The sequence below is a fragment of the Photobacterium kagoshimensis genome (genome assembly GCF_050337045.1).
Classification (GTDB): domain Bacteria; phylum Pseudomonadota; class Gammaproteobacteria; order Enterobacterales; family Vibrionaceae; genus Photobacterium; species Photobacterium kagoshimensis.
Genome location: NZ_JAKJSO010000008.1, coordinates 259,995 through 284,628, shown reverse-complemented (window position 1 = coordinate 284,628; position 24,634 = coordinate 259,995). Strand labels below are relative to the sequence as shown.

The 24,634-nt window shown below is 41.7% G+C and carries 23 protein-coding genes and 1 pseudogene; 15 read left to right on the top strand and 9 right to left on the bottom strand.

The genetic code is table 11. The features are described from left to right. Nucleotides 1–114 precede the first annotated feature (114 nt). From phnW to phnX, 3 genes are read left to right on the top strand one after another with little or no spacing between them, the layout of a single operon-like run. Nucleotides 115–1,233, top strand: a complete 1,119-nt coding sequence (gene phnW / locus L4C35_RS01865) for a 2-aminoethylphosphonate--pyruvate transaminase (RefSeq protein ID WP_428461281.1) — start codon at nucleotides 115–117, stop codon at nucleotides 1,231–1,233. After that, entirely contained in the window at nucleotides 1,233–2,663 is a 1,431-nt protein-coding gene (locus L4C35_RS01860; protein ID WP_428461280.1) for an aspartate aminotransferase family protein, read from the top strand. The genes phnW and L4C35_RS01860 overlap by 1 nt, the downstream gene beginning before the upstream one ends. A gap of 32 nt (nucleotides 2,664–2,695) precedes the next feature. Further along, on the top strand, nucleotides 2,696–3,505 hold the full coding sequence (phnX, locus tag L4C35_RS01855) for a phosphonoacetaldehyde hydrolase (RefSeq protein ID WP_428461279.1): 810 nt from the start codon (nucleotides 2,696–2,698) through the stop codon (nucleotides 3,503–3,505). A 202-nt stretch (nucleotides 3,506–3,707) separates the two neighbouring features. Here the strand turns inward: phnX and L4C35_RS01850 are convergent, their stop codons facing one another. Then, on the bottom strand, nucleotides 3,708–4,544 hold the full coding sequence (locus tag L4C35_RS01850; RefSeq protein WP_428461278.1) for an arginase family protein: 837 nt from the start codon (nucleotides 4,542–4,544) through the stop codon (nucleotides 3,708–3,710). Between the two features lie 6 nt (nucleotides 4,545–4,550). Further along, entirely contained in the window at nucleotides 4,551–5,285 is a 735-nt protein-coding gene (locus L4C35_RS01845; RefSeq protein WP_428461277.1) for an IclR family transcriptional regulator, read from the bottom strand. Nucleotides 5,286–6,199: 914 nt separating this feature from the next. Here L4C35_RS01845 and L4C35_RS01840 point away from each other — a divergent pair. After that, entirely contained in the window at nucleotides 6,200–6,619 is a 420-nt protein-coding gene (locus tag L4C35_RS01840; protein WP_428461276.1) for a hypothetical protein, read from the top strand. Between the two features lie 159 nt (nucleotides 6,620–6,778). Here the strand turns inward: L4C35_RS01840 and L4C35_RS01835 are convergent, their stop codons facing one another. Both L4C35_RS01835 and L4C35_RS01830 read right to left on the bottom strand, forming a co-directional pair. Continuing rightward, nucleotides 6,779–8,185, bottom strand: coding sequence for a basic amino acid/polyamine antiporter (locus tag L4C35_RS01835; RefSeq protein ID WP_428461275.1), 1,407 nt, complete (start codon nucleotides 8,183–8,185; stop codon nucleotides 6,779–6,781). Nucleotides 8,186–8,376: 191 nt separating this feature from the next. After that, the gene (locus L4C35_RS01830) at nucleotides 8,377–8,856 is read right to left on the bottom strand and encodes a cell division inhibitor SulA (RefSeq protein WP_428461274.1); all 480 of its coding nucleotides are present in this window, start codon (nucleotides 8,854–8,856) and stop codon (nucleotides 8,377–8,379) included. Nucleotides 8,857–9,479: 623 nt separating this feature from the next. Here L4C35_RS01830 and L4C35_RS01825 point away from each other — a divergent pair. Together L4C35_RS01825 and L4C35_RS01820 are read left to right on the top strand one after the other, a co-directional pair. Beyond that, entirely contained in the window at nucleotides 9,480–10,052 is a 573-nt protein-coding gene (locus L4C35_RS01825; RefSeq protein ID WP_428461273.1) for a hypothetical protein, read from the top strand. Between the two features lie 464 nt (nucleotides 10,053–10,516). After that, entirely contained in the window at nucleotides 10,517–11,134 is a 618-nt protein-coding gene (locus L4C35_RS01820; protein ID WP_428461272.1) for a hypothetical protein, read from the top strand. An 11-nt stretch (nucleotides 11,135–11,145) separates the two neighbouring features. On the opposite strand, the pseudogene L4C35_RS01815 reads toward L4C35_RS01820, so the two are convergent. Further along, nucleotides 11,146–11,309 (bottom strand): annotated as a pseudogene (locus L4C35_RS01815) (IS4 family transposase); the annotation flags it as partial. Nucleotides 11,310–11,378: 69 nt separating this feature from the next. Here L4C35_RS01815 and L4C35_RS01810 point away from each other — a divergent pair. The 3 genes from L4C35_RS01810 (at nucleotide 11,379) to L4C35_RS01800 (ending at nucleotide 13,908) form a co-directional block, all read left to right on the top strand. Further along, the gene (locus L4C35_RS01810) at nucleotides 11,379–11,834 is read left to right on the top strand and encodes a hypothetical protein (protein ID WP_428461271.1); all 456 of its coding nucleotides are present in this window, start codon (nucleotides 11,379–11,381) and stop codon (nucleotides 11,832–11,834) included. A gap of 321 nt (nucleotides 11,835–12,155) precedes the next feature. After that, on the top strand, nucleotides 12,156–13,064 hold the full coding sequence (locus tag L4C35_RS01805; RefSeq protein WP_428461270.1) for a DMT family transporter: 909 nt from the start codon (nucleotides 12,156–12,158) through the stop codon (nucleotides 13,062–13,064). Between the two features lie 190 nt (nucleotides 13,065–13,254). After that, nucleotides 13,255–13,908, top strand: a complete 654-nt coding sequence (locus L4C35_RS01800) for a DNA-methyltransferase (protein WP_428461269.1) — start codon at nucleotides 13,255–13,257, stop codon at nucleotides 13,906–13,908. A gap of 145 nt (nucleotides 13,909–14,053) precedes the next feature. On the opposite strand, the gene L4C35_RS01795 is transcribed toward L4C35_RS01800, so the two are convergent. The 3 genes from L4C35_RS01795 to L4C35_RS01785 all read right to left on the bottom strand — a co-directional run bounded on the left by L4C35_RS01795 (nucleotide 14,054) and on the right by L4C35_RS01785 (nucleotide 17,882). Continuing rightward, nucleotides 14,054–15,580, bottom strand: coding sequence for a YfcC family protein (locus L4C35_RS01795; RefSeq protein ID WP_428461268.1), 1,527 nt, complete (start codon nucleotides 15,578–15,580; stop codon nucleotides 14,054–14,056). A gap of 181 nt (nucleotides 15,581–15,761) precedes the next feature. Next, entirely contained in the window at nucleotides 15,762–16,622 is an 861-nt protein-coding gene (locus L4C35_RS01790) for an MBL fold metallo-hydrolase (RefSeq protein WP_428461267.1), read from the bottom strand. A gap of 12 nt (nucleotides 16,623–16,634) precedes the next feature. Next, nucleotides 16,635–17,882: an MFS transporter gene (locus L4C35_RS01785; RefSeq protein WP_428461266.1), complete on the bottom strand. Its 1,248-nt coding sequence runs from the start codon at nucleotides 17,880–17,882 to the stop codon at nucleotides 16,635–16,637. Between the two features lie 98 nt (nucleotides 17,883–17,980). Here L4C35_RS01785 and L4C35_RS01780 point away from each other — a divergent pair, with 98 nt between their 5' ends. After that, entirely contained in the window at nucleotides 17,981–18,877 is an 897-nt protein-coding gene (locus L4C35_RS01780) for a LysR family transcriptional regulator (RefSeq protein ID WP_428461265.1), read from the top strand. A 103-nt stretch (nucleotides 18,878–18,980) separates the two neighbouring features. Next, on the top strand, nucleotides 18,981–19,511 hold the full coding sequence (locus L4C35_RS01775) for a YqhA family protein (protein ID WP_428461264.1): 531 nt from the start codon (nucleotides 18,981–18,983) through the stop codon (nucleotides 19,509–19,511). A 134-nt stretch (nucleotides 19,512–19,645) separates the two neighbouring features. Here L4C35_RS01775 and L4C35_RS01770 read toward each other — a convergent pair whose 3' ends face one another. After that, nucleotides 19,646–19,828 carry a hypothetical protein gene (locus tag L4C35_RS01770; protein WP_428461263.1) on the bottom strand — a complete coding sequence of 61 codons (183 nt, stop codon included), beginning with the start codon at nucleotides 19,826–19,828 and terminating at the stop codon, nucleotides 19,646–19,648. Between the two features lie 464 nt (nucleotides 19,829–20,292). Between L4C35_RS01770 and L4C35_RS01765 the strand changes: the two genes are divergently transcribed. The 4 genes from L4C35_RS01765 (at nucleotide 20,293) to L4C35_RS01750 (ending at nucleotide 24,630) form a co-directional block, all read left to right on the top strand. Beyond that, complete coding sequence (locus L4C35_RS01765; protein ID WP_428461262.1) at nucleotides 20,293–21,246, top strand: helix-turn-helix transcriptional regulator; 954 nt, start codon at nucleotides 20,293–20,295, stop codon at nucleotides 21,244–21,246. 179 nt (nucleotides 21,247–21,425) lie between these two features. Beyond that, complete coding sequence (locus tag L4C35_RS01760; RefSeq protein ID WP_428461261.1) at nucleotides 21,426–22,496, top strand: chemotaxis protein; 1,071 nt, start codon at nucleotides 21,426–21,428, stop codon at nucleotides 22,494–22,496. A gap of 98 nt (nucleotides 22,497–22,594) precedes the next feature. Continuing rightward, nucleotides 22,595–24,313, top strand: coding sequence for an ATPase (locus L4C35_RS01755; protein WP_428461260.1), 1,719 nt, complete (start codon nucleotides 22,595–22,597; stop codon nucleotides 24,311–24,313). Beyond that, entirely contained in the window at nucleotides 24,307–24,630 is a 324-nt protein-coding gene (locus L4C35_RS01750; RefSeq protein ID WP_428461259.1) for a YkgJ family cysteine cluster protein, read from the top strand. The genes L4C35_RS01755 and L4C35_RS01750 overlap by 7 nt, the downstream gene beginning before the upstream one ends. Nucleotides 24,631–24,634 lie beyond the last annotated feature (4 nt).

The following is a 24,634-nucleotide window of genomic DNA, read 5'->3' as shown; positions in this document are numbered from 1 at the left end:
AGGGTGCATGCTGGAATGTGAAAGTTTTATTAACTCTATGGTTGAGGGATTTACAGTTAATCATCTGAGTCGTTATAGTTTTTCTATCTGGTATAGTCCAAATGGAAGAGCGCAATGGAAAACGTTGATAATCAATATTTACTGTTAACACCAGGCCCACTAACGACGTCACCTGGTGTACGTGAGGCCATGCTAAAAGATTGGTGCACATGGGACGATGACTATAACAAAGGCATTGTTCAGGTGATCCGTCAGCAGTTGGTGCAAATGGCAACGCAGCATCATGGCTACACAAGTGTGCTAATGCAGGGGAGTGGTACAGCTTCTGTTGAGGCAACCATTGGCAGCGTTATTCCTGCTGATGGCAAGTTATTAGTGGTGAACAATGGCGCTTATGGCGAGCGTATTGGGCAAATCGCGCAATACCTCAATATTGCTCATCATGTCATTGAGTTAGACGAAGTGACTCAGCCAAGTGTTGAACAGTTAATTGATGTGTTAGAAACCGATCCTGCAATCACTCATGTTGCTATGGTGCACTGTGAAACCACCACTGGCATGTTGAATCCGATTGAGACTGTGTGTGATGTGGTGAAGTCACGTAACAAAATCATGATCCTCGATGCAATGTCGAGCTTTGGTGGTATCCCTATGGATATTGGCGAGCTTGGCATTGATTTTATGATCAGCTCTGCAAACAAATGTATCCAAGGTGTGCCAGGCTTTGGCTTTGTGATTGCGAAGCAAACCGAGCTTGATCGCTGCAAAGGCTTAGCGCGTTCGCTATCGCTAGATCTTTATGATCAATGGCACTGCATGGAGATCAATCAAGGGAAGTGGCGCTTTACCTCGCCAACGCACACGGTACGTGCGTTTCATCAAGCACTGATCGAGCTTGCAGAAGAAGGGGGCGTAACAGCGCGTTTTCATCGTTATTCGACGAACCAAAAAATTCTGGTTGAAGGGATGGAAAGACTCGGCTTTCAATGTTTATTACCTAATGAACTGCATTCGCTAATCATCACGTCTTTCTATTCGCCAGAACATCCAGATTATGACTTTAAGCAGTTCTACTCTTTGCTGAAAGAGAAAGGCTTCGTTATTTACCCTGGCAAAGTCTCTCATGCTGATTGTTTCCGCATCGGTAACATCGGTGATGTGCATAACCATGATATTGAAAACTTAATCACAGCAGTGAGTGAGTCTATGTACTGGCTGGCAGGTAACCAATAATGGCGGAGTTACAGGGTCACACTATAGCGAACCAGCTCCCCAATCAAATATCAACTCACATGGATATGCGTGCGTTACGCAGTGAAGGTGATACAAATATAACGCCTGCTCGTGAGCGCTGGATTGAATCGATTGCCGATCCACAAACGCAAACCATGCTTGCGCAAGATAGCCAATACTTTTTGCATCAAGCCATGTCGACACCCTGTTTAGACGCACTAGTTGGGGCGAATGGTATTTATCTTGAAGATGCTGCGGGTAAGCGCTACATGGACTTTCATGGCAATAATGTCCATCAATTAGGCTATGGTCATCCTCATGTATTAGGCCGGATTCAACAACAATTGGCGAGCCTTCCATTTTCACCGCGCCGTTTTACCAACCAAACTGCGATAGATTGCGCGAAGAAACTCACTGACATAGCGGGAGGCGATCTTAACCGTGTGCTGTTTGCGCCGGGCGGTACATCTGTGGTGGGAATGGCGTTGAAATTAGCCCGTTATATCACGGGCAATTACAAGGTGGTTTCACTGTGGGATTCCTTCCATGGCGCCTCATTGGACGCAATTTCGGTTGGTGGTGAAGCTTGTTTCCGTGAAGGGATGGGACCATTAATGGCGGGCGTGGAACGTATTCCGCCAGCGGTGAGCTATCGCGGTGCTTTCCCTTCACCAGAGGGTAGCGATGTGCATTATGCCGACTACCTTGAATACGTGATTGAGAAAGAAGGTGGCATTGGTGCTTTCATTGCTGAAGCGGTTCGTAATACCGATGTGCAAGTGCCGAGTAAAGCCTATTGGCAACGCATTCGAGAAATTTGTGACCGTCATAATGTGATGCTTATTATCGATGATATTCCTAATGGCATGGGGCGGACGGGTGAATGGTTTACGCACCAAGCCATGGGGATCGAACCCGATATGCTTTGCATTGGTAAAGGGCTAGGTGGCGGCGTTGTGCCTATGGCGGCCTTGATCACCAAAGATGAATATAACACGGCAGCACACGTTTCTTTAGGGCATTACACCCATGAGAAAAGTCCGATTGGTTGTGCTGCTGCGCTTGCAACAATGGAAGTGATCGAGCAGCAAAATCTATTAGAGAAAGTGCGAGACGATGCCAATTATGTTGCTGATCGTTTAGAGCGCATGAAACAACGTTTTCCTATTATTGGGGATGTTCGTGGCATTGGCTTACTGTGGGGGATCGAGCTCGTTACCGATAGGCTAACCAAAGAACGGGCGTTTGATGCTGCCGAGCAGGTGTTATATCGCAGCTTAGCGCTTGGTGTGAGTTTCAAAGTATCGCAAGGCAATGTGTTACAGCTGAGCCCGCCTTTAATTATTGAGCGGAAAGACTTAGCGAAGGCCCTCGATATTGTCGAGCAAGCTATTGCAGAAGTTGCTCATGCGACTGATTTAACATCGTAATATGATTCCATAACAAATTTAGGATTGTAAACATGAAACAAGTACAAGCGGTAATGTTTGATTGGGCTGGCACTGTGGTTGATTTTGGCTCGTTTGCACCAACGTCTATTTTCGTCGAAGCATTTAAACGTGAATATGGTTTTGATATCTCGTTAGAAGAAGCACGCGTGCCTATGGGGCTTGGTAAGTGGGATCACATCAAATGTGTCGGTGAATTACCTGAGGTGGCTCAACGCTGGTTGGCTAAATTCGGTAAACCGATGGATACCAATGACATCGATAAAATTTACCAAACCTTCATGCCACTACAAATTGCCAAAGTTGCTCAGCATGCTGACTTGATCCCTGGAACAAAAAGTGTGGTTGATGGATTCCGCGAGCAAGGCATTAAGATCGGATCATGTACGGGCTATCCGCGCGTTGTCCTAGATGAACTCTTGCCTGCAGCCAAAGCGAACGGTTTTAGCCCTGATTGCGCTGTTGCAACCGATGATCTTGCCGCTGGTGGACGTCCTGCACCTTACATGCTGCTTAAGAACATGATTGAACTCGCGGTTGATGATGTAAAAACATGCGTGAAGGTGGATGACTCAGTGCCGGGGATTACAGAAGGGCTGAATGCAGGTATGTGGACTGTGGCATTGTTGTTATCGGGTAATGAAGCAGGTCTAACGCAGCAAGAGTTTGAAACCGCGGACGACGAGAAGCTTGCACAAGCGCGTAATAAAGCAAAAGATGCATTTGCACTGTCGGGCGCACATTATCAGATAGACACTGTGGCGCAATTGCCAGAGGTTATTACCGATATTAATCGTCGTTTAGCACAAGGCGAACAGCCATAGAGTATATCGACACATGAGCTGATCTTTATCGCAAGCAATAAACACAGCAGCCTCTATAACTAGAGGCTGCTTAGCTTTTGCTTATCACTTTTAGTGACTTTTAGGTTGTGTTTGCTATTTGAATTGCCTGTATTTTAGTTGCTTGTATTCGTGTTACTTATACTTGAACCGTCTGTACTTGAACGGGTTATATTGGTTACTTTCAGGCCGCGTGAGTCAGAATAGGGGGAAGTTCACATAAAGCATCTAAAATCTCTTTGGTTTGTCTAGAACAAATTAAATTATCTTTTGCACCGATCAACTGGATCATTTTTACTTTTCCTGAAGAAACACATTGGCGAAGTGTACGCAGGATCATTTTGTTATTAAGCCGATTATTATCGTCAAACCCAGCACTTGGCATTAATGCTGCTAAATCAATCGTAATAACGAGATGATCGCAGTGGTTGGTATAGCTTAATAGCTGAGACTTGTGCGAGGTGCGATTACGGAAACTGTATTCATCAGACGATAACCAATTTACTCCCAGATCCTCGGCATACTCATAAAGCTGACCCGTTTGGATTTCTTCATCAATGCCTAAACAAAGTAACCGTGTGTTGTCGTAGCGGTTCAATGCAAAATGAAATGCAGAGCCCACTTGTACATCTAACGTTTGCTTAAGATCGAAACGATGCCCGATGTTAATTAAACCAATTTCTTTATCTTTCAGTGCAACTATGGGTAGAGCATGCAGTAAAGTCTCATGGCAGTTTGATAGCACTACAGGGATAGAGTGTAATCCTAAATGCTTGCTTAAGCTGTGCTGAAAAGCGATGTCATTATTGCCTTCCAGCACAAAGTGTCCTGCATCTGAATAGCTAGGGTTAGACTGTTGCGGGTATAACCAGTAAGAAGCCAGTTCAAGGCTTTGTTGAGCAAATTCAAACGTAGCCTGAGACATTGGCTTTACGCGTTCACATACCGTCATGAGTGTAAATGGGTGTATAGGTTGATTGTGGTTGTGACGCATACGGTAGCGTTTGAATATGCTTAACATGGTGAATTACCTTTCTGGTGGCAACACACGTGCTGCCTGTAATACATGTAAGATGATCCGCTCTTTATTCGCTTCAACGCGGTGCGCTGGGGCCATAACAGAAATGGCGCCGATCAACTTACTCCTTTTCATCACAGGGGCGCTAATGCCTGAAACACCGGGGTCAATTTCCGATGTACTGATAGCAAAACCATTGCGACGTATTGTTTCTAACTCTGTTTGCCATGCATCCATTCGGTGTTCTTCACCAAAATAGCGCAAAATCTTTTCACAGCGCTGAGTGGGTAAGTACGCCAACATGACTTTTGATGAAGCCCCTCGAAGTAAGGGTTGGCTCTGTCCTTGTACAAAGCTACAACGAAGTGCTTGCATACTTTCTTTCTGACTAACACACAAAGCCCTATATCCCACAGGGACCATGTATGCAGCCATTTCCCCAGTCTGCTTTTGCAACCGACTTAACACAGCATCGACTGCATCTAAATTGTGTTGGCTCGTTTCGTAACTGCGCATTAATAACAATGCTGCTGAGCCTATAATCAGCGTTTTATCGTATGGACTTTCTTCAATTAAATTCCACTCTTTCAACACTTTTAGGTGGCGATACAGACTACTAATAGGTACGTGAAGTTGCTCACTTAATGCTTTCGCTGTGACTGGCTCTTCATTTACCGCTACTTGCATAAGAAGTTGTAGCGCCTTCTCATTAACTTGATTTACTGCGTTTTTTCTCTCTTTCATGCTTACTTTTATCCCTATTTATCGCACACCTCAAATGTAATTCTTATCTAGTGCGAATTTGAAATAAATTGAGAGGGTATTTTCTCATTAAATGAGAAAAACAACCAAACTAAATGATTCTAAAGGACAAATTTGAGAAAGCAGTCGCGACCAGTTACATTTAGCACTTTATTCTTCTTAAATGAGAATATGGTGGTTAAATTTAAGGTGGACAGTTAATAATTCTATAGAGCTTGTATTGATGAGATAGAAATTAAAGTAAAAGAGGAAGATTGTGATTAGTGGATTGTGAATGCCAGTGTAAAGCACTGGTTAGTGTTATTTAGGCTTATGTAATAGGTTGCTTTTTTGCTTTTATTTAGCGAGGTCTATCAATATCTTTTTGCGTATTTCATTACACACTTTAATCGGTACTATTCATTAATAGCAGAGAATGGCTGCGACTATTCTTATATTGCTGCTTATGTAACTCATTGTTTTTGATGTGTTATTTGTTTGTGTTGTGGTTATGCGCCTTTTTGTTGAGGTCGCTTCGCTGGAAGTAAAAGCTATTTATCGATGCTAAAATAATATTAAATGAGTCCTAAGTATTAATTAGTTGCAGTTTGTAGCTTTTGCTTGGAAATATAATCAGTATTTTACATTTAATATTGGTGAATGACTTTTAAGATAAATTATTTTTTAAGCTGTATTGTGTTTATCTCGTTCTTTACTTGTTAAATAATTGTTTGCCATGTATTTAATTAATGATTTAAATAATCTAAAAGTAAGATCGAACGCAAATTTTCATGATTTTAAAATACTCTAGAGGCAAGTTAAACGTATATTAAATACCAAGGCATAAAGATTTCATTGGGCATACACTCCATTTTTTGAAGGAGCAAGATGCACCATGTTTCGTATTAAGGATAGATATGAAAGCATATAGCGAAATCGTAGATAGCGAGAAGGTGGTATTTGATTACACATCTTTTCTTTCAGCGTCTTGCCAGCAACACCATTTAACGTTTATGGATGCGCTAAAATCAATGATCCCCGCCTTTGAGGTATCTTGGAAATCATCAGCCCCAAGTGGATTATCAGATTCTGAGAAACTGCAATTACAAGCGTTAAAAGTGTTGTCTACAAGCGTTAGTGATGCAAACAACATGATACGGTTACTTCGATTAGCACGCATAGAGGGAATAATGTGCCTGCGAATTACGATGCCGTACGCGCTTGATTACGATCAACTTGAAATGATCACCGACAAAACAGACTGCGCCATCACGTTTGAAGATGACAATGGGGAAGTGCTGAATATTTGCATTCACCCAACCCATCTTAATGACTGATCTTTACGCAATCTTTAGGGCACGAACCTGACCCAGATTGGCAGGTATAGCCTTGATAGATACTGTTGAATACTGAAGTGATTAGAGATAGACATTAAAAAGCCAGCGATTTCAAACCGCTGGCTTTTTTATTGCACGCCATTATGTCGCTCTATAACGCTATAGCATGCCGTGCCATAGCATACCAACAGCGAGAGTCGCTGCCACAGTTAGTAGACCTGCCGCCGCTTTTTCTTTCCCTAAGAATGCAGATACACCTTGCTCTCGCTTCGCTTTTACATAGAAGTAGAGTCCTGGTAGGTAAAGTAAAGCAGACAATAACAAATAGTTAAGGCCAGACGCATAGAGTAACCATAAGCCATATACCGTGGCACAGATGCCGACAATGAGTAGCTTACCTCTGTTTTTCTGTTCGATTGCCACACGCAGTGTATAAGCACCAACAAGGAAGTATGGTACTAAGATCATTTCAGAAGCAATCGCCAGTAAGGTATCGTATGTGCCACCTGCAAAAACCACAAAGAAAAGCGAAAGCTGCACACAGATATTAGTGAGTTTCAGTGATTTCACAGGGCTACCAGCGGCATTTTGCTCAGTGTAGGCACGTGGGAACATATTTGATTTTGCGGCAAGGTAGGGGGCTTCAGACGCTAATACCGTCCAACTAAGGAAAGCACCACAAACTGAAACCAACAAGCCAACACCAATAATGACACCACCCCAAGGGCCAAGAATGTGGGTTAGCACCTTCGCCATGGATGGATTTTGTAGTTGAGCTAGGGCTTCGGTACTGATCACACCCATTGAAAGCAATGTTACGAAAACATAGATGGAGAGAGCAGTCAGCAGACCTAGAATCGTTGCGCGACCAATATCTTTCCGATGGCGAGCACGGCTTGAAACAACCACAGCCCCTTCAATCCCAATAAAGACCCAAACTGTGATTAACATAGTGCCTTTTACTTGAGATAGCAGATCATGCTGTTCACCGAAGTGTAAGCCTGTGAAGTCGAATACGAATGTATCCCACTTGAAAGCAATAAATGCAGCGGCAATAAAAACAAAGAGCGGCACTAATTTAGCAATCGTCGTAATTAGATTGATGATAGCGGCTGTTTGAACGCCACGTAAGACAAGGTTATGTACAGCCCAAAGTAAAACGGATGCCCCTGCCACAGCGAACCAAGTATTACCTTCACCAAATAAAACCAATTCTGGTGTATCGAAAAACATACCTAAGGTACTAAAAACGATCACTAAATAGGAGACGTTGGCTAACATCGCGCTTAGCCAGTAGCCCCAAGCAGAACAGAATCCTATGAAATCACCAAATCCTGCTTGGGCATAGCCGAAGACACCGCTTTCAATATGTGGCTTCATTTGAGAAAGGAATTGGAAAGAAAGGGCAAGGAAGATCATTCCGATACCAGTTATCGTCCAACCAATGATAACTGCGGCAGGGCTGGCAACAGCAGCCATATTTTGTGGAAGACTAAAGACACCTGCGCCGATCATTGAACCGATCACGAGCGCGGTCATTGAGCCTAGTCCGAGTTTGTTATCCAAAATTGCACCCACTATAAATTCTTCGTGGGGGAGATAATAAAGCATCTTATTTTGCTAATTCGTGTGTTTACACAAATTTTGTGACCTAGGGTGTTCATATCTAAGTAAATTAGACTGTTCATTGCCTTGGATCAATTATCAACTAAGTCATCAGTTAAATTGATAATGGTGTCGATATGACATATTTGTAATTAATGAAACGTGATGCGCTTTTTAGCCTGCTCCTTATTAATGACAAACGCCAAAGATTTGCCACCATGCGCAGCTTGACGGATCGAGGTTGTTTGAAACGCTTCAATATTGCCAGTGGTTATCACAGCACTGCAATTACCACTATTTAAAGCTTTTTCCATTAGGCTTGGTAGCGATTTACCTTTGGTTTTATGCAGCACTAATATCTTGTTTAAATCAATACCTGCGCTAGTTAATAGCTTTTTATCGAGTAAAGCGTCATGCCCTATAAACATGATCCAACGGTTTTCTTGATTGGCTTGTTTAAGTAAGCGTAGGAAATAAGCAAGTTGAGTTTGCTGCTCATCGGTGAAGCTGACTTCAATCGGGCAGCGCACAGACTGTGCAATAGAAATAGATGAACCTTGTAAAGATGAGTACGTTGATTTGTAAGCCTGTGAAGCAGAAACAGAGTGTTGTGATTCAAATAGTTCAGCCATTGTCATCATCCTTACTAGTGGTTATCTATACATGCTGTATGTATATACAGTATTGTGAAATTAGACATTTGGCAACTGATAATTTTGCTTTTACCTGATGACTAATATGGCATACGTTTAACTTAGTAAACTTTTCTTTGGTTTATCTTGTTGTTTTTATTGCTATTTATTGACTTTATAGAGAGGTGGGCTCGGTGAGGTAAAAAATGCAGCAAGAAATGGTGTTGTGTTTTTCTGACATGGCTCACACTGTATACAGTGGTTTATACAGTGGTTTATACAGTGGTTTATACAGTGGTTTATACAGTGGTTTATACAGTGGTTTATACAGTGGTTTATGAACTCATCCTGATGTTTCAAAACAATAAGCTTCTGAGCGACTACTATCACTCATTGCAGCAACGTAAAAAGCATCAAGCTAACGTTTTTACTCTATGATTTTTGTATTCAGTGTAGAGCTTGTTACTCTTGGAGTTGTGTAGTAGCGATGGAGAGGGGGACTTATCAAACAGCTTAAATATATCGATTTAGCGCAGTCCAAACGATGGTTACAGCCAGAGCAAAGGCAAGCGCTGGGTGATATCATCAATGCGAGTTTTTCTAATGTTGATCCTGAAGCCTATTTGTTTAAATACTTCGATAGTGCTGAACCCTATCAGCGAAAATTGCGGCTTTATCTCGATCATGGTCAAATTGTTGGTTACTGCCTACTCACGTTCAGTCATATCTCTAACAGTGTCGTGATTAAGGCATCTGCTGCATTTTTGCCTGATTATCGAAAGGGCAGCAATACTTTCATCTTTTCACTTCAAGAGAGCTTCAAAAGTTGGTTAACTCGACCTTGGCGTAAACACTATTATGCAGACACTATGCTCAGCCCTGCTATGTACCGTGCTATCGCCAAGAATACTGGGATAATCTGGCCACACTTTACTCATCAGGCGCCAAAAGCACTATTTGACCATTTTAACCCAGACGGTGATCCTAGCGCAGAGAATGCGATACGGTGTTTGGTTTCGGTCGATAGGGTGAGTAATTATAACCAAGCGGAATTGGACATGTTACTGACCAGTGATAAACCAGAAATTCAGTATTATTGTAAGCTGAACCCGCACTTTAATAGCGGTGTGGCACTTTTCGTTATTATTCCTGTTAATTTAAAGCAATTTTTAATGACTTTGGTAAAGAGTCAGTAAGGCTAGAGCTTGGTTTACACAAACTCGTTTTAATGGAAAGCCTGTTTTCGGTGGTCTATAAACATTATTCGAATATGTTGTGGTGTATTATGAGGGGGGTTATGCCGATGAAACTATTTATGCGTTCCTTTTAATGTTTGAAGTGATACGCAATTTATACTTTCATATTTTGTAAGATCTCATATGTTTATGTGACAATGCGATAAGCTTTATAGTTATAAGCTTGCAGCATGTTCAAGCAACAGGTGAACTGTATTCAAATGATGAGTTTGTCACTAAGGGTTATTCTGGTAAGAGATAGTATAAACCTAAAATTTAGCACGTGAATAGTTTAGGTCCTATACCTAGAGGTAAATTCATACGAGGAAGTGATAAAACAGGGCCTTATATATCTTAGATATGGCAAGGAGTTTACAATAAAGATTATAATACTACTATTAATTACGGTGTTTTCAGGAGTTGTTATGGCAGAAAAGCAAATAGAGACGTTGCCAAAAGAATTAGAAAAGGAAGTTTTAATAGACTTAAAAGAAAGAACATTCTATCCAATAATTAAATCAGGTGACTGGGTCGGTATCAAACATGGTGCTGTTTATTCGATTTTGGTTGGGCCGAGAGAATCACCACAGGTTGTTATCGGTTTTGGATACGATACGCCAGATAACTTCATTTTTTTAACTCATCAAGATAGTGAAAAAATTGATGTAAATGCCACGGTAAATGAAGCCTTTGAAAATATTGATGCTATGGATGTCATCTTTACACCATCCAATTCGTTAGATAATAAAGTATTAACTGCTAGTGGACTGCCTTTCAGTAGCGAGGCTATTTTATCTAAAAAACAAATGCTAAAAGCTCATGAAATTCTAAGCGCAAAACAATTGTTGGTGTCAATTGCTAGAAGAACAGGTTTAATGGTGATTTCTAAAGATGCACCTGAAGAGTTGTTAAGTGAGTTTATTTATTTGCATAATCACGCGTGGAATGATGATAGCTATGGTAATGCTCCAATAGCCAATATGCTCTTTGTAATTGAAAACGGCGAAATAGCTGGTTCTATTCCGTTGGAGTCTGAGCAGTAGGTTGTAGTTTTTGTAAAAGCTTGCTCGAAAAGCGTAACAGAACGGCCTGCTACAGCAATAGGTGCTCTTAGTACCATGAGTCGTTCGTATTCGTGAATATCAGCCCAATCGACTAAGATAATAGGTGTGCATTGACCGAACAAAATTGATGGCAGTGCCACTGATAAATATCGAGTCCATGAGTGATTGGAGCCTCTTTTGTGGGGCTTCATAAGTATCAAGCGTTATGTTGATAAAGGAATTTATGAAAGAACTAATCAGACAGAGGAAAATTGTAAATTTTAAGTTAGCCCATACTATTGCCATGCGAATTGCATATGGTGCAATGTTTGCTTATTATATTGTATCTCTGGTTCATGAACCGTTTAAATATCAAATCGCTTATATTTCTTTATTCGTTATTTTATCAGGGGCGATGGATTATTTATCCGCTAATACTAAGCAATCAGCAGAAATTCAAATTAAGGATAATCAGTTTAAATTGATGGGGGTTGTTATTGATTTGCCCCAAGTTAAAGAAATTCTCTATCATCAAACAAAAAGATTCGAACATACAGTTAGATTCCGTTATTCGAATGCAATATATCAAGATTTTGAATTATCAGATTCGGATTTAATTGAAGACCTGCGTTTTTATCAATTCTTAGTGGATAACATGTTGCCTGTAAAGATGTTAGATAATGGAGGCCGGCTAACTTAGGCAATCTCAACATATCAAGGCCATCAATAATGTCTGAATAACTCAAATTTGATTACGCAACAAAGCCACTTTAGTATTAAGAAAATAAAATTCAGGTCGCTTTATTGTTTTTTATGCGGAAATAGTAAAATATCAAGCTAAATAAAAGTTTAAATAAGCAACTAAGGTATACGCTATTTGACGGAATAGGGACAACATTATGTCTGTGGCTTATCGCAAACGTAGCTAAAGTGAGAAGAGTTATTCTTGTTTTTCCCTTCCATTCCGTCGCTCAGTTCCATAAGATCACATCTTCTATACACATCACATAGTTACGGATTTATGCCTACTCAGTTTATGAATTTTATTCCCGTTGGTGTCAGATATATGCTGGTATCTGCATTGGCTTTTGCACTTATGTCTAGTTGCGTAAAACTGGTTAGTACACATGGCATTCCTGTGTTTGAAATTGTGGCGGCTAGGGCGATTGTTTCACTGTTTATTAGCTACGCAGATGTAAAAAGAAAGAGAATTTCCGTTTGGGGTAATAATAAGAAATTGCTGGTGGCGCGAGGTGTTGCGGGGTCACTTGCCTTGATCTGTGTGTATTACGCTGTGGCGACATTACCTTTAGCAGAAGCGACAATTCTGCAGTACATGCACCCTGTTTTTACGGCCATTTTAGCCTTGGTATTTCTTCGTGAAAGAGTACAAGCATCGACAGCTATCTGTATCGCATGTTGTATTTTAGGCTTAGGGTTAATTGTGAGCCCTAGCTTGTCTGTTGAAAGTGCAGCTGAACTACCTATGTTTAGCGTGGCTGTTGCATTACTGGGTGCGCTGGGTAGTGCGGTTGCCTATGTGATTGTAAAGCGGCTGAGTAAGACAGAAGACAGTTCAGTTATCATTTTCTATTTTCCACTAATCGCCTTGCCATTTTCTATCGTTTTGTTGGGTAATGACTTTGTGATGCCGAATACAGAAGCTTTATTCTTACTGTTATTTGTGGGTATTTTCACTCAGATAGGGCAAGTTGGCCTGACTAAATCAATGCAAACGGTCGCTGCAAGTAAAGCCACTGCATACTCGTATGTGCAAGTAGTATTCTCGATAATTTTGGGTGTTTTGGTGTTTAATGAAACGCCATCAGAATGGACATTAGCGGGTGGGTCATTAATTATTCTTGGTGCGCTAATTAATGTTTTTGGTGGTGTAAAGCCTAAACCGTCGAAGTTGCAAAAAGTAAACTGATAGTCGTTCTATCAAATAGCCAGAGTAATGCGACTTTTTCGCTAACAGCCAAGCCAAATATGAAGATGGCTGCGTTAACAATCTGACGGCAAACAACAAGGCTGTTATGATTGTCAGCAATTAGAGGATGTGGCTTGTCGCTCGTTATCTTCATGGCGAATTTGCCACTCAATAGATTAGTAAGAACTTAATGCGTTTATTTAATGATGATGCTGTTAGCTGGCTGTCAACACTTGCAGATGCGAGTGTTGATTTAGTGATAACAGATCCGCCGTATGAATCTTTAGAGAAGCATCGAAAAATTGGTACGACTACTCGTTTGAAAGTGAGTAAGTCATCAAGCAATCAATGGTTTGATATATTTCCAAATACAAGATTTGAACACTTGTTTCAGGAGATATATCGTGTCTTAAAAAACGGTTCTCATTTTTATCTTTTTTGCGATCAAGAAACGATGTTTATCGCCAAACCCATAGCTGAGAGTGTCGGTTTTAAATTTTGGAAGCCGATAATATGGGATAAAGTCAGTATTGGAATGGGTTACCATTATCGAGCTAGGCATGAATACATCCTATTCTTTGAAAAGGGTAAACGGAAACTGAATGACTTAGGCATGCCGGATATTTTGGCGCATAAGCGAGTGTATCGTGGTTATCCGACAGAAAAGCCAGTGCCGCTTCTTGAAGCTCTGATCAGCCAAAGCTCTCATGAAGGTGAATTGGTTATTGACCCATTCTTTGGCTCTGGTTCAACCTTAGTCGCGGCGAGCAACCTGAACCGTGAATATTTAGGTTGTGACGCCTCACCTTCGGCTCATGCGTATTTTCTTGGACGACAATGTTAGTTCTAGTGAGCTTTAGCTTGTGTCTGCTTTTGTATACATAATACAGTAAAGGCTGATGAGGAAATCCACTGAGTGTGCATCATTTCTCAACAGCCTTTCGTTTTATTTTATCTTCCAGACGTGCTTCTTTTATTGTTTAAATGAGTTAAAGCATCATTACTTGCGCCACCAGCAATAACGAGCCAAAGCCCAATAAGAAGATAACGATAGGCAGTACGAACTTGACCCATTTGTTAAATGGAATATCGAGCATCTGCAAGGTCACCAGTACCAAGCCTGTAGGGGCAAGGAACAGCATCGCGTATTGTCCCCAGTTGTAAGCCGAAACCACAATGTCGCGTGGGATCATTACCGTGTCTGCCAACGGTGCCATGATAGGCATAGATAACACAGCCAAGCCTGATGATGACGGAACAACCAAGCCTAACAAGAAGAAAATAAACATTTGCGAGACAGCAAACACGCTACCGTGCATACCTGATACTAATTCAGACGCCCATGCCAAAATGGTGTCAGACACCATACCTTGTTCAAGAATGATGTTAACCCCACGTGCCATCCCAATGATCAGTGACACTGCCACCAATTCAGACGCTCCTTGTGTGAAGGCTTCAACCGCTTCTTTTTCTTTAAGGCCTGAGATAAAGATAATAATAATGGCAATAGTAAGGAAAGATGCCGCCATTTGGCCAAACCACCAACCTTGCGTCGACACGCCCCAAATCATCATCGGAAATGCAATGGCAAATAAGCCTAGGATAACCTTACGACGTAGCGTGAATGGCACTTTTTCATTCAGGTCTTTGCCTTTCAGGAAACGCTCGCTGAAAGCTTCTCGGTCTTCATAGGTATAAGAGAATGAAGGATCAGCTTTGATCTTTTTGCAGTACCAGTACAGGTAGCCGATCACTGTGATAATACCGACAACTAAGCCAAAGGTACGCACGCCAATCCCTTCGGTAAAGGAAATACCCGCCGCGTTAGAGGCGATGACCACACTGAATGGGTTAATGGTTGAGAAGGCGGTACCAATGGAAGCGGCTAAGAAAATCGCGCCAACACAAACGATTGAATCAAAGCCAAGCGTTAAGAAAATAGGCACAAGGATAGGGTAGAAAGCGACGGCTTCTTCTTCGAGTCCGCAAGAGGTGCCACCCAGTGCCATCACAACACAAACAATGGCAACAAATAGGAACTCTCGCCCCTTTGTTTTCTCCGACAGCCTAACTAATCCTGCATTAAAAGCCCCGGTTTTGTTTATCACGCCAATCATGCCACCTAAGATCAAGATGAAGACAATAATGTCAGCGCCTTCAACTGTCCCTTCCACCATCGCGATGGCGATATCACTGAAACCTTTGGGTGATTGAACCAGTTGCTCATAGGTATCGGGAATCGCAATTGGTTTGCGGATGGTACCGTTAACAAACTGGTCGATACCTATGTTGATGTTGAGCTTTTCTAGCTCGGCTTGTGTCGCTGGCACTGTGGTCACTTCGCCCATCGGGCTAGAGACATGGAGTGCATTTTGACCTGAATCGTAAGACAGCTTGGAATAAGAGCCCGCAGGGACAAGCCAAGTTAAACCGATCGCAAATAGAGTAATGATAAATAAAATGGTAAAGGCGGTTGGGAACTGAAACGTTTTGCCTTTTTCTTTGGTAAGCAGCATAAGAATTTCCTCTAAGCCGTATTATTAGACAGGAAAGGTAGTCAATCCATCCATATACGGTAATGTGTTACCAAATGTAATAACGTCGATTTGATCACGAAGTAATCAAATGAAATCAAAGGAATAAAGGCAGTATTAAACCTGCCTAATTATACGGAGAGGTATAAGGTAAGTCGTTCAGCTACACAACGACACTTCTTCCTGTTGGTAAGTGCTCAAGCTTATCGCCCAATATTTCTTTGAGTAGCCCGAACGCTTTCATGCCGGTGCAATGCCCAGTGTAGAGCTTGTCTATAGGGTAGGTGAGAAGCTGACGTCCAATGTCTCGAATGTCCTCTTTGCTGCCGCCAATGCTATTGAACACGGGTAAACCCACTAAGTGAAAACCACCGACAACGGCTTTGATGCGGCTATCAGGAAAGTGCGTGACCGCTGTATCGATCATGTTGAGTACACCGCTGTGCGCACACCCTGTAAACACAATAAGCCCATCCTTTTCTTTCACTACCATCATGAGTTCATGATCAAAACTATCGTGTTGGCAGCCATGCTTTGATTCGGTGTACAGGTATTGATTGCCCTTTGGCTGAGGGTATTTTTGATTGATATTCGTGATCAAAAATACATTCGGCAGTATCTCGGTGGTGTCTTGTATCAAGTTAAGCTGGGTATTGTTTTTTCCGAAGAAGAGCTTGTCGAATAAGCTTTTGTCGATGCCGACGTTACTGCTAAAGCCAAAGGCTTTGAACCGATAACCTTGGCTTTCACAATCTCTAAAATAAATTGGTGCGGATGTATTACGATCAATGAAATGGCTGACACCGTTACAGTGATCGTGATGACGATGAGAGATAGCTACTGCATCTACGTCTTGCATGCGAATACCTAGTTGCGCTGCATTATCGCAAAAAGTCTGACCGCTGCCCGCATCAAATAAGATCTGTTTACCCATAGTATTAAGGTGGATTGCTAACCCACGCTCAACGCCTAAGTCAGGTCTATCTTCTAAGCGGGAATTGTCGACTAATGCTGTAACTATCATAACGTCCTTCTACTATTTAGAGTTAGCTGATTGAGGTTTATCGCTAGAGTGTGTCTCTTTGCCGCTATTCCTCCACCACAGAATGGGAGTTAGCATGATTAAAGCGGTAGCAACAGTGATAACTTGAGTAAAATCAGGGGATAAATCTGAACCTAAGGTTATCAGAGTACTACTTATGGTACTACCAAGCCCAACAGAAAAGTGTTGAACTGCGCCTTGAAGACCAATCATTTTTACTCGGTCATTCACAGTCAGAGAGCTGATGAGTTCAGTGGTAATGATCAAGGTTCTGGCCGAGCTTGCAATAACAAATACGATGAAGGTTATCGCAGCATAAACAACCTCTAAAGTGCTAAAACCAAGATGAATGGCAACCAACATAGCGATAGACAGTAAGGTAATCACATAGCTAATGGAACGGTTTTGCAAAGAGATTCTGGCATAAGCCTGAATCGCTAGAAAAGAGCCAATTCCGCTAACGGTATAGCACCAGCTAAGCAGTGAGTCTGGAATATTGAGTGTGGTAATTAACATCACAGGGTATTGCGTCGAAACAATGAAAGTGCTCACCACAGCGCTAGTGATAATAAGCAGAGCAAAGCGCAAAGCCTTGTGAGTCGCTGGTGGCTCGGACGTTGAAAGTGCAGGAGCTAGTGAGGCTGTGGATTCTGCTCCTGCTGAATCCTGGTAATGGTGGTAAAGCGCAAATAAGATTAAAAGGCAGGTAAACCCACCACCAAGCAGCTGAAAACCTAGCTGCCAGTTTGTCGCTGATGTTGAAAATAAAAGCAAAGGCACACCGAGTGCGAGCGCCAAAGGGAAGGCACTGAGTAAAATCGCCGTGTTTTTCTTTTTATTACTGTCGTTTGAAGCTAAAAGAAGGTAATTCAAATTAACAACAGCCAAAGCCCCACCAAATATGCCTGTTAAGAGCCGTGTGAATAGGACGAGATAAAAGTCATTGAATACCGACACCAGCAGCGTAGTGATGGTTACCCCAGCAAGTAAAAGCAGGATGCGTTTTTGCTCATGGTTTACATTTTTACGGCACTTCATTATTAAGCTGATCACTGCAGCAGATAAAGCATAAGCGGCGGTGAGATACCCCGCTTGAGCACTGGATGTTCCTGTGTCTAATGCGATTGATGCACTAAACGGAACAATGATCAGCATATCGATAGCAATTAAAAAGTGTAGCGAAAAACAGCAGAAAATGAGGCTTATGTCACTAACTTTCAGTCGGTTAAGTAGTATTTTCATGGTTGCTTCTTATCAAGAGAAAGCAACAATTGTAAGCGTTAGTGTCGTAGGATAAAGTCGTCTAAATAGGTTTTATAATCCTAAAAAATGGGATAGTTATGATTGACCAAATCGATCAGCAGTGGCTGAGAAGCTTTCACTGCGTGTATGAAAACAACAGTTTTAAACAAGCGGCAGAGTACCTTGGCATGCCGACTTCTAATGTCAGCCGTCATGTCGCCTTACTTGAAGAACAACTAAATGTACGCTTGTTGAATCGAACCACACGTCGTGTCACACCAACAGAGTTTGGTGAACAGCTGTATGGCTCAACGATTAACTTAGTCGGTGCCTTGAATGATGCATTTAAGGAAATCAGCTATCACTCTCAAGCAGTATCTGGACAGCTTAAAGTGTTAATGCCGGATATCCCGATGCTTGCTGATGCCGCAGTCTCATTTTGCCTTCAATATCCAGAAATCTCTTTCTTGTGTGAAACAAGTTTGAGCCCCAAAGAAGATTTGCTTGATGGTTATGATTTGGTTGTGACGTTCAACCGAGGAAAGTTAGCTGATAGTGGCTGGATAGCGAAAGAGATCAAGCGTTACCCAAGTGTGGTTGTTGCAGCCCCGAGTGTTATTGAGCGCTACGGGCGGCCCCATAAGCTTGCTGAACTCAGCCAGTTACCTTGTATCACTAGCCTAACAGCATTAAATGGCGTGCCCTGGGTGTTTAAAGACAGTACAGGACAGCATGTTCATCAGCATGTGAAGTCATCATTTAAAGTTAACAGTGGCACCATGGCGAGATCGGCAGCCTTAGCTGGCATAGGTTTTTCAATCTTACCGCAATGGTCATGTGCTGCTGAAATTAACGCCGGTTTACTCAAAAAAGTCGAGCTAGAAGCGCAGCCAGAAGACTTGGTGCTATATGCTTTCCATGCAGGCAGAAAACATTTAGCAACCAAGATATCTATGTTTGTTGAGTGCCTACAACAAGCACTAAACAATAGCTAATTGTTACTGTGTGGTAATAATGTTTGTCATATGGATGGGATTATCACACGCCATATTTACGCATACACTTGACGGCATCAATTAAGCCTGTGAGCGCGTACTTATGAAACAAACATTCAACTTATTCCGACATGTCAGCTGGATCGCTATCATTTGTTCTATGCTGGCTTCATTTTTGCTGTTTGTGATGGGAGCTGCGAAAACCTATTCGGCTTTTGCTGTTTTCGCCCTTAACAAAATACCACCAGCAAGCTTAGCGCACTTAGACACCGCTGATATTGCCATTTCATACTTGATAAAATCACTAGATACCTTTCTTGTAGCCTTAGTGTTATTCATTTTTGCCCATGGTGTTTACACCCTGTTTATTGCCAACAAAGAAGACGAAAACAAACAAATTAAAGTTCTTCGTTGGATCAAAACACCTAACATCGGCCATCTAAAAAACATATTGGCTGAAGTGATCATCGTAATCTTATTTGTAAAGTTTTTGGAGTTGGTGTTAATCAACTTCGATAGCATTAGTTGGGATATTTTAGTACTACCAACATCGATCTTGTTACTCAGCATTGGCTTGAAATTTTTAGGGCTAGGGCAGATCGAAAATCATAAAAACGATAATAAAGATAAGTAGCGATAACAAGAAGCTGCTCAATATGATAGGGACGTACCATATTGAGTATGAATGTTTACGGTTGGCATTTTCTGATTATTAACATTCGCCGTTGAAAAGAGAATACTGAGTTACCGAATAGGGTTTCGCAGTCATTAAAATGTATCGGCGAGTAAATCGATTAATTCATTTTCAGTTGTTGGCATTTTGGCAAGCTCAATAACAGAAGATGCGCCGCCTTTGAGCATGTAAGCTTTGGTTGTGCAGTGATCGTGGTGGAACCATTTACCGTTAACACAAACGTCCGTGTAGCATCGCGAGTCTTGTTTTAATGGCATATTTTAACCCTCTGTTGATTGTTAACGCATTATTAACATGCCTCAAGATTACTCGTTATGAAAATGATTTAGATCAATATTGTAAATGTTTACCACTATGGTGTTAGTTGATTTGGTGTTTAATGTGATCTAGATGTTGTCGGTGTAAGGTTGGTATTGACGTATTATCGCTAGCGGATAACGTATTAATGATGTGTTAGATGTTGATGCTGCACTTACAAAGTGACTAAAGTTGTAGATTTACCTAATAAAATGCAGTAAAAAATCGAGAAAGAGCCCCTGAGTATTTATTCAGAGGCTCTTTTTTTTGCTCGCAATAAAAGTACAATTTACAGTATGGTGTTTTGTTTGTTTTTTAAATATGTATAATATGCGTCACATTATGTCGCACTCATAATGATAATAATCATAACAACAACGACATAGCGTCTTTTTGCATGGTATCAACAGGGTAATTGAGCAGTATGGCGAAGAGAGCAAGCACTCAAGAGTCGGTCGCGTTGGCATTTGAATTACTAAAACGTATACCCAGATCGCGTAAGGTGACGGCCAGTGAACTTCGTGAACAATTAGAAAGTATAGGGATCACAAGAGATATTCGGTCGATACAACGTAACTTAGAAACCTTGTGCGAGCATTTTAATATCACGCGCGATGAACGCAGTAAGCCTTATGGCTATTCTTGGAATAAGAGTGGTGAAGGGCTCGCCATGCCGAATCTTAGCTCGCATGAAGCACTACTGTTGAGCATGGCTGAAGAGTATTTAACGAATTTATTACCTGCGAATGTGATGTCATCATTAGACGGCTTTTTTGCCGAAGCAAGGCATAAGCTCAACCCAAGTTGTGACAACAGCAAAGACAGAAATTGGCTAAAAAAAGTCAGGGTGGTGAGTGAAACCCAGCCGTTATTGCCACCAAAATTGGATGATGCTGTTTTTAAAGCCGTTAGCGAAGCCTTGTACAAAGATAGGTTATTGAACCTGGAATATCACAATGCTCGTCAGCAAACACGCACGGCGCTTGTGATGCCACTGGGGCTGGCACAGCAAGGGTGTCGAATGTATTTAGTGTGCCGATTTGATGGCTACGACAATGAACGAGCTTTAGCTTTGCACAGAATAAATAAGGCAGTCGTTTCTTCATTTGGTTTTGAACGGCCAAAAGATTTTCAATTAAGTCAATACGACGCAGATGGCCGGTTTGGTTTTGGCGAAGGGGATAAATGCAAAGTAACCTTCGATATAACCAAGCAGGCAGGCTTTCATTTATTAGAGACACCATTGTCACATGATCAAATAACAGAAGAAAACGAACAGCATTATTCCATTACCGCGACAGTCATTGATTCACTCAGGTTGAAAATGTGGGTGAGAGGCTTTGGTGATGATATTTGGAATGTAAGTTATAGAAAATAAAGCTCGCGTTAGGTCTATTACAAACACAATGAATAAAAATGACTTTCATAGTGAGTTTTATTCACCTGTTAGTGAGTCATTGGCGTCGAGTAATATCAAGTCATTGTACAGATTTTTTACTCTGTATATATCAGAGTGATTTAACAAAAATATTAATAATTAATTAGTAAGGACGCAGTATGGCATTACCATTCATTTTAGCGGGAGCTGCAGTTGCAGCCGCAGGTTTTGGTGCAAAGAAAGGGTACGATGGTTACCAAGATAAATCGTTAGCTAATGATATTTTAGAATCAGCGAAAAACGATTACGAGAACGATAAAAAATTGTTCGATAAAGTGAATGAACGTACGACGGCGAGTCTTACCCAGCTGGGTGAATTGCAACTTAAGGTTGGCGAAGATTTTAAAGAATTCCGCACGATTGCAGATAAGTTACTTGAAAAACTTAACCAAGCAGGCTCAAAAGAAGTCACGCTTGATTTCCCTCAGCACAAATTAGATAAAATTGATGGGTTAGCACTATCGACAACAGCTTATCTAGGCAAAGTTGCAGGTGCAGGCATTGGTGGCGCAGCAGCGGCTTACGCGGTATATGGTGGTGTAATGGCATTGGCTGCAGCCTCAACAGGTACACCCATTGCCGCACTTTCTGGTGCGGCGGCCTATAACGCGACGATGGCCGCGATTGGTGGTGGCTCTCTTGCGGCGGGCGGTTTTGGCATGGCTGGTGGCGCGATGGTATTGGGTGGCGTTGTTGCTGCTCCTATTATGGCGATTGCAGGGTGGGCGTTTGCAGCGCATGCGGAAGAAGCATTAAGTGATGCCCGCAAAACACGTGATGAAGTAGATAGCGCTATTGAAAAAATGTCCCAAGGCCGTAATCAGCTCAATAAAACCCGTGATTATGTTGTTCAAATTAATACTGAAACCCAGCGTATTTATGAAGTGTTCCTTCAGTACTTCGACAGCTTAAAAGCGATGGATCACTTGATTAAAACAGGTGCTAATATTGATGCCTTTGGTAATGATATTATTCAAATTATCCAGAACGGTTACCAAGTGGCTGCAATTTTGACAGATATTATTACTACGCCATTATTTAAACCTAAGTTAGATAGCACAGGTAAAGTTATTATTAAAGATAACGTTGTCCAAATTGAAACAGATAAAGAAGGCATGCAGGTAATTAACAGTGCAGCTATTGATGAAATGCTTGCGAAAGCGAAATTTGATTCTAAACAATTCGATTAATGGCTAATACCAGCCTTGCTAATTAATGATGATTATTTAGGTTGGTGTAATTAAAGGTGGTGTTTAGACCACCTTTCTCGCTCTGGAGTATGTTATTCATGTCTGCAACATCTGTCTCTTTACGTACTGATTTTCACTTAACCGAAGAACTACACAAAACCGTCGTTCAAAGTTTAGTGACCTCGTTTGGCCTTGATTTTTTATTGTTTGAAGATAAGAAAGGCGGCGAAGTTGCCACCATTCATAATGTGCGTAAACACCACAGTGGTGAAACCGATATTCACCTTTCTGAACAAGTAAAACAGGAATATGTAAACCAAGGTGCTTACAAGCCAGCGAAGCTTGATGCAGATGGTAATCAAGTGTTCAACAGTAAAGGCAAAGCGGTAAAAGTTGATCGTTACCACGCTGACAGTAGATATAAAAACCGAGGCGCAGCGGATAAGCAGTTACATCAAGAAGGGAAATTATACGATGCTTATCGTGATCAAAATATGGCGCAAAATGAGAATCGCCAGCTTGACCACATCATCTCATCGCATGAAGTTCATAACGATGCGGGTCGCGTGCTGGCAGGGTTAGATGGCGTTGAACTTGCTAACCAAAGTTCGAATTTTCAATCAACCCATTCATACGTTAATAACCTAAAGTCAGCGTACTCAATGGATGCTTTTTTAGGGGATGTACTGCCACGTACTATAGAGAATAAAAAAGCCAAAGTTGCACAAAATTGCGAGAAACTGGCAGCAATGCCAACATCAACGCCTCAGCAACGTCATGAAAAACGTAAAGTTGAAGATTCGATTACCAAAGACAAAGCACATATCGAGGCATTAGAAAGCCTTGATCATGACAAAATGCGCGAAGCTGATCACCAAGCCCGCCAGCAATACGATGGTCAGATCAATGCCACGTATTACACTAGCAGCAAGTTTTTCAAAAGTACTGCAGTCGAGTCTGCAAAATCAGGCTTTAAAATGGGGATGCGCCAAGCACTCGGCATGATCATGGCTGAAGTTTGGTTTGAGCTAAAAGAACACATTCCATCACTGTACAAAGATGCACAGGGTAACTTTACCTTGGAGCGTTTTCTTGACCGCTTAAAGAAAATGGCGGTCGATATTTGGACGCGAATTAAAGCACGCTTTAAAGACATTCTTACCGAGTTCAAAGACGGCGCCATCGGTGGTGTACTTTCTAGCTTGACCACCACAGTCATGAATATCTTTTTCACGACTCAAAAGTTGATTGGTAAGTTGATCCGAGAAATGTGGACCAGCTTAGTGTCAGCGGCCAAAATGGTGTTCTTTAACCCAAGTAAGCTATCTGCTGGCGATTTAGCGCGTGAAGTGACCCGTATTTTATCAACGGGTGTCGCAGTCGCTATGGGGGTTATTTTGAACCAACACCTAGCAACTGTCATGACATTCCCTTTTGGCTCTGAGCTTGCATCATTCATTAGCGCTATTGCCACAGGCCTAATGACATTAGGGTTGACTTACTTTTTGGATCACAGTGAGATGATGCAAAAGATCTGGAACTTCCTTAATCAATTTAAAAGCGAAGCGCGTCGCACTTTAGAATACTTCCAAAAAGTGAATGCAGAATTAGATCGCTATTTGGTGGAGTTGGCTGCCCTTGAATTTAATTTAGCCCCACAAGAGTTAGCACAATTTACTGACAGCTTGGTGGCGGTTAATAGCGAATACGAGAAAGGTTTGATCCTTACGCAAGAAATAAAAAAGCGCGATATTGAATTACCATTTGAAGCGGGTAACTTAGATAGCACGCGGAGTTGGTTGAAGAGCTTATGCTAACCGAAAATCTCAAACCTTTTCCATGCAATGGCTGCGGTAAGTGCTGCGCAAATGTTCATTTGTCAGAAATAACATTACCACTGAGCCGAGGTGACGGCATATGTCGTCACCTTGATACCGCGACAAGGCGCTGTCGGATCTATGAACAAAGACCCGATATTTGTCAGGTTGAGTTGCAGTATAGAGAGAACTATTCAGCGCAGTTTTCATGGGATGAGTTTATCGCAATTAACTTAGAAATATGTGAAAGCTTACCCGATAGAATAGCCAGTCGATATGATGAATTGATCAGCGATATAACGCATAAGTCATTGTAAAACA